Origin of the sequence: Rhizobium sp. RHZ02, assembly GCF_014851575.1 — a bacterium.
Lineage (GTDB): Bacteria > Pseudomonadota > Alphaproteobacteria > Rhizobiales > Rhizobiaceae > Rhizobium > Rhizobium altiplani.
The window spans coordinates 1-612 of sequence record NZ_JACUZX010000085.1 but is presented as its reverse complement, the minus strand read 5'-3'; the positions used below and the strand labels follow the sequence as shown (position 1 = coordinate 612).

General features: G+C 62.3%; 1 pseudogene. It reads left to right on the top strand.

The features are described 5' to 3' along the window. Positions 1-612 (top strand): annotated as a pseudogene (locus IB244_RS31610) (adenylate/guanylate cyclase domain-containing protein); the annotation flags it as partial.

Here is a 612-nt window from a genome sequence, read left to right as displayed (position 1 = left end):
GGGCACGCATTACGGCGCAGCTTATCGACGCAACCACCGGCGGGCATCTATGGGCGGAGCGGTTCGATCGCGACCTGACCGACATATTCGCTGTTCAGGACGATGTAACGCAGCAGATCGTCGACGCGCTGGCGGTCAACCTGACAGAGGGCGATCGGAAAAGGCTGGTGCCGGGGCAGACCGGGCATCCCGAGGCTTATGACTGCTTCCTGCGCGGCCGGGAGCTGTGGCATCGCCTGACGAAGCAAACGAACAGCGACGCCCGCGACCTTTTGCAACATGCCGTCGAACTGGACCCGAACTTCGCCTCGGCGCATGCCTTTCTCGCCCTGACCCACGGGCTCGACTATTTGAACCGGTGGAGCGTGTCACCGCAGCGCTCGATTCAGCAGGCCGAAGAGGCTGCGACGCTGGCGGTGGCACGGGATGATAGCGATCCCGTGGCCCATTGGGCGCTGAGTGTGGTCAGGCTTTACTCACGACAACACGATAGAGCTATCAGCGAGGCCGAGCGTGCAATAAGTCTCAATCCGAACTTCGCCGAAGGGCAGGTCAGCCTCGGGGAGGCACTTCTCTATTCAGGCAGATCCGAGGAGGCACTCGCCTGTTTCG